General features: G+C 50.2%; 5 protein-coding genes. All 5 read right to left on the reverse strand.

Annotation, left to right across the window (positions count from 1 at the left end; genetic code table 11):
• The coding region (locus tag QZP87_RS07810; protein WP_291322359.1) for a response regulator at nt 1-459 on the reverse strand (459 nt) is incomplete at its 3' end.
• Between the two features lie 596 nt (nt 460-1,055).
• Nucleotides 1,056-2,210, reverse strand: coding sequence for a pyridoxal phosphate-dependent aminotransferase (locus QZP87_RS07815; protein ID WP_291322360.1), 1,155 nt, complete (start codon nt 2,208-2,210; stop codon nt 1,056-1,058).
• Nucleotides 2,211-2,215: 5 nt separating this feature from the next.
• The gene (gene hisF / locus QZP87_RS07820) at nt 2,216-2,980 is read right to left on the reverse strand and encodes an imidazole glycerol phosphate synthase subunit HisF (protein WP_291322361.1); all 765 of its coding nucleotides are present in this window, start codon (nt 2,978-2,980) and stop codon (nt 2,216-2,218) included.
• Between the two features lie 36 nt (nt 2,981-3,016).
• Complete coding sequence (locus tag QZP87_RS07825) at nt 3,017-4,225, reverse strand: aminopeptidase (RefSeq protein WP_291322362.1); 1,209 nt, start codon at nt 4,223-4,225, stop codon at nt 3,017-3,019.
• Nucleotides 4,226-4,236: 11 nt separating this feature from the next.
• A complete protein-coding gene (locus QZP87_RS07830) occupies nt 4,237-4,833 on the reverse strand; it encodes a class IV adenylate cyclase (RefSeq protein WP_291322363.1) in 597 nt (198 codons plus the stop codon).
• Between the last annotated feature and the right edge of the window lie 593 nt (nt 4,834-5,426).

Consider the following 5,426-nt stretch of genomic DNA (forward strand, 5'->3'; position numbering starts at 1 on the left):
ACCGTCCACCTTGAACTCCATAGCCTCAAAGTCAAACTCCAGGCCTTTATGCTTCCAGATCCTTTCCACACCGGAATCAGACCTGTACTCCCGGCGCAGCACCGCCTTGATGCGCAGCAGAAGTTCACGGATGCTGAACGGCTTGACCACGTAATCGTCAGCGCCCAGCTCAAAACCCCCCACCCGGTCCATCTCTTCGCTCTTGGCCGTGACCATGATGACTATGATGTCCTTGAGTTTGTCATCCTTTTTCAGGCGGCGACAGACCTCCAGGCCGTCCATGTGCGGCAGCATCAGGTCCAGGATAATCAGTTCAGGCTGCTCTTCTCTGGCGATTTTAAGTCCGTCATAGCCGTTGTCTGTGAGAAACACCCTGTACCCTGCTGCTTCCAGATTTATGTGCAGCAGGTTCTGGATATCCTCTTCATCCTCTATGACCAGGATCTTGCTTTTTTTCATGCTGCTTACCTTTTTTGCAATGGTTTTAACACTACAGCGACACTTTCTTTAAGCTGGAAGGGGACTGACTCTTTTGCCGCCGGATAGTCCGGCCGTTTTACGGTTTGAGTTCGGCAAAAGTGCCTGTCCCCGGTAACCGAGGCGATAATATTCACAAAGTGTCGCTGTAGTGTTAAAGACTGTTAATTCAACCTTGATGCCATAATATGAAGTCTGCGTTACAATTTGATGACAACCGGCCAAAAATGTTGAAACCGGCAACTTCAGAAAAACAGACTGGATCATGATTATCAAGTCAGGAAAGCAGGAGCAGGCGCATGTGCAGAATATTCCTGCAGCTGAAAAAGATTCATGATGGACTGTATCTGTTAAGCGCTTTGCATGTGGCAGGGGGACTGGCTCTTCCGGGACCCACTTGCCCCGGAAATCGAGTCATTTTGAGCACAAAATGATGCTCAAGTGGGTCCCGGAGTGCCTGTCCCCTGCTTTCCTTAACAGCGCTAAACAGATACGATGGACTTAATATAAGGTGGGAATTAATTAACAGGCAACAGTCCACCCCTGAATAATATTCAACGATCACAAACAGGGTGCAGTCAGGCATTTTCATTTACATATTGCTGCAGCCTGTCCATGCCTTTTTCTATGTTTTCCAGGGAGTTGGCGTAGGAAAACCTGATATGGCCTTCAGCGCAGTCGCCGAAATCAATTCCCGGGGTAACGCCCACTCCGGCCTTTTCCAGAATATCAAAAGCCAGCTCATAAGAATTCCCGGATAAAAACCCGGCGTCCGCCAGGATATAAAAGGCCCCGGTGGGTTCAGCTCCAATGCCAAAGCCCATACCCTTGAGTCTTTCCAGCATGTACTTGCGTCTCTGATTGTAGACCTCTTTCATATGACTGACATCGGCCCGGGCCTTTTCCAGTGCTGCCACAGCTGCCCATTGGGCCACGGAATTGGCGGAGATAAAAAAGTTCTGATGCAGGGTCTGCAAAGTCCTGACAAAAGGCTCCGGGGCAATGAGATAGCCCAGACGCCACCCGGTCATGGCATAAAGCTTGGAAAAACCGTTCAGGACAAAGGCCCTGTCGGTAAATTCCAGGATGCTTCTCTCCCTGCCTTCGTAGACCAGGCCGTGATATATCTCGTCCGAGACCATCCAGGGACCAAGTTCTGCCAGTTCCTGCAGGACCTGATCCGTCAGGAGATTGCCCGTGGGGTTTGAGGGTGAATTTATAAATATGGCTTTGACATCCCGGCTCAGATGTTTTCTGACCTTATCCGGATGCAGTTGAAACCCGTCTTCCCGGCTGGTGGGAATTTTTATCTGCCTGCCCCCTGCAAAACAGATAAAGCTTGGATAGCAGGCATAGTGGGGATCCGGCAGGATGACTCCGTCCCCTGGATGCAGCAGGGTAGAAAAAAGGAGCAGCATGGCCGGGGATGTTCCTGAAGTGACCAGGATTCTGTCGGGATCCACCTGCACCGAGTAATTGTTCTGGTAATGCCTGCTGATGGCCTGCCTGAGTTCCGGGATGCCCAGGCTGTGGGTGTAATGAGTGCAGCCATTGTGCATGGCCTCTTGTGCTGCCTCTTTGACACATTCCGGGGTATCGAAGTCAGGCTCTCCAATCTCCAGGTGAATTATATCCCTGCCGCCCTTTTCCATCTCCTTGGCCCGCTCCAGGATTTCCATGACGTAAAACGGCTTTATCCCGGAACAGCGCTGTGCAATGCTTGCTTCAGGCATAATGATTACAGGTTTACCTGCAGCCCCTTCTGCTGCAGATACTTTTTGACTTCGGTGATGCTCAGGGTGCGGTAATGAAATACTGAGGCCGCCAGCAGGATCTGCGCCCCGCCATCAACAACGCCCTGGTAAAAATGCTCCAGCTCTCCTGCTCCTCCGGAGGCCACCACCGGCAGATCAACAGCATCCGATATGGCCCGGGTAAATTCCAGGTCATAGCCGTTTTTTGTGCCGTCACCGTCCATGCTGGTGGGCAAAAGCACCCCGGCCCCACGCTCTTGACATTCTTTGGCCCACTTCACTGCATCAACACCCATCGGCCTGGTACCCCCGGCCACCACAAGTTCAAAACCGGATGGCATCTGCGAGTTGCGCCTTCCGTCCAGGGCCACGGTGACCCGGTGAGAACCGCATTCTCCGGCCGCATGATCTATAAGTTCAGGGTTTTTGACCGCTGCGCTGCTCATGGAAACCTTGTCCGCCCCGGCATCCAGGACCATCTTGATATCGTCCAGGGAGGATATGCCTCCTCCCACGGTAAGGGGAATGCTTATAACCGAGGATACGCTGCGCACCCACTCCAGCCGGGTCTTCCTGTTTTCCTGAGTGGCGGAAATATCCAGGATGGCCAGTTCATCCGCGCCCTGACGCTGGTAAAAGGCCGCGTGTTCCATGGGATCTCCGGCATCGGTTATGTTTACGAAGTTGACTCCCTTGACCACGCGGCCTTCTTTCATGTCCAGGCAGGGCATAATGAAGACTGTTTTCATGTATCATTTCCTTTTTGAATCTAGTTTTTAACCCCATCAAACATCAGCAATGGTGAACTGCCCGTCACGGTATATGGTCAGAACGTCTCCACTATTGAGGTATGCATGCACCTCTTTGGGCTCGGTATTAACAAGGTCCCAATGCAGTGCGGAGTCGTTGAAGCCCATTTCCTGCTTGAGTTCCGGGGTCAGCTGTGATGAATCCTCGGAATAGGTGTCGGCATAGGATGCTCCCAGTGCTATATGACTGTTGCCGTTCTCCCCTCCAAAATTCTCATCGTAGAGTGTATGGGCCATAAAGGTGTTGATGCGGGAAAAACGCTTGTCCGTCAGAGAAAATTCCCCCACCATGGAGGCCCCTTCATCCATCTGAATCTGCCTTTTGAGGAACTCTTCGCCCTCTTCTGCTCTGGCTTCCTGCAGTCTGCCATCCTTGAATACAAGCGTTACTCCACGTACCATGTTGCCGCTGCGATAAGATGGCTGGTCAGAAAAGAATACTCCCTGAGTTTTTCTGTAATCCGGGGAAAGAAACAGTTCAAAGCTGGGAATATTATGCCCTGAAAGCCCCACCCACCTGCGTTTTTCGCCTGGATAAACCTTCAGGTCCGTATTTTGAGACAGGACATGAAAGTATTCTACATCCATATTGTCCAGCCAATCTTTAATCCGTCTGGTTTGTTCGAATATATTTTCCCAGATAAAGCAGGGGTCGTCCCTGTCCAGGTAGACCGCACGCACGATCTGGTCCTTGTATTGCTCCAGGGTCAAGCCTGCTTTTGCAGCCAGCTCTGCAGTAGGATACAGGCACAGGCTCCAGCCGAAAGCGCCCTCGGATTCGCGCGCCTCAAGTATGTCCCGCAAATACTTCTTGGCTACTGCAAACCTGCCTATCCGGGAAGGGTCAATATCCTTTAAATGCGTAAGAGACTCCGGACCAAGCAGTGAGACCAGACCGTTTAGATGAGAATATAGTTCCCGGTCTCCAGGTAACTTAAAATCGAGCTGAAAATCCTCTGCCATGGAAAAATATGTCTTTTCAACTTCTTCAGGGGGAGTTATCCGCAAAACCGGGTAATAACGCTGGTCCATAAATTTACGAAACAACTCATGGGCCAGTGGAATGCAGCTCAAATCTGAACGTATGAGAACAATATCCCCGGGAGCAAAGGGATGCTTTCTGGCCTTGCGCATACCCCAGAACATGACTTCTGCATATTTTTCAAGTTCTTGCTTGGTAAACAACCTGTTTCTCCTTATATTATCACGTTGAGTTTCAGGGCAAGGTCTCTTTTTTGAGGTTCATGGAAAACAAAATTCGGATCCGGTTCCAGGCCATGTCCCCGGCGGTATTCCTGGTGCAGGTCATGATAGTTCAGGGCAGTTCCTTTTTCAGGATCCAGGCCCAGTTCTCGGGCTATATCATGGAAACTTTCCTGCTGTCCTTCAAGCTCTATAAAACTGCCGAAAGGGAGTATATCCAGGCAGATCCTGGTTTTACCCCGTCTGCAGACCCTGCGGAACTTTTCATACCTGAACCACGTCTTGAAACCAAGGTGAGTCAGCATTATCAGCATTTGGTCAGGGTCCTCTATCCCGCTTTCAATCTCATGTCTTTGCTTGCAGCCGGACTCTTCCCGGCCGGCAACAGGCAGCTTCATGGTGACTTTACCGCCCTGCCCTTTCCTGATGCGAAGCAGCACACCCCGTCTGCGCAGGTTGCCATCATCCGTGTCCAGGACCAGGTTCTCTTCAAAATACCAGCTGGTGCAAGGCATTTTTAAGGAAGCAATGCTTTCTAAAACAGTTGTAAAAGAAACAACCGGATATTTAATTTCCGTTTCAAGCTGCATAAGATGAACAGGCTGTAGAGGTACTGTTACATATCACCTGGAGAGTTCAAAGTTGTCAGTCATTGGTTAAAACTACAGCAAAACTAATTTATTGACCTCCTGGTACTGGCTCTTCCAGGACCCACTTGTCCAAAATAATGATATATTATTAGCACAAAATGATACTCAAGTGGGTCCCGTAGTGCCTGTCCCCTGCTTTCATGTGTTGCCGACACAGCCAGTTTTACTACCTGTATTGCTGTGAAAAATCAATGTTGGCATTGATAGCCGGGGAGAGCCGGACCCGTGGATGATGCGTCTGCAAAAAACCCTCCTGCATACGCCAGGGAATCAATAACCAGGTTGCAGGGGTCAATAAAATCAAATGGTTACCAGCGGTGTACGAGAACTTTTGACTGTCCTGTGATAACAACTAACTAAGGCGGGCTTTGTCCGCAACCCAAAAACATATTCTCACTCAAAGGCGCAAAGGTCGCCAAGGAAGACAGGATAATTTTTTTCATTTGTCACTCGTTTCTCGTGACAAATGAAAAGGCAGCCTTGTCCAAAACCGTGTCCCGGTTTTGGACAATACCTCTGCTTCGCCTCTTAAA

It is taken from the genome of Desulfonatronospira sp. (genome assembly GCA_003563255.1).
In the GTDB taxonomy this organism is placed as follows: Bacteria; Desulfobacterota; Desulfovibrionia; order Desulfovibrionales; family Desulfonatronovibrionaceae; genus Desulfonatronospira.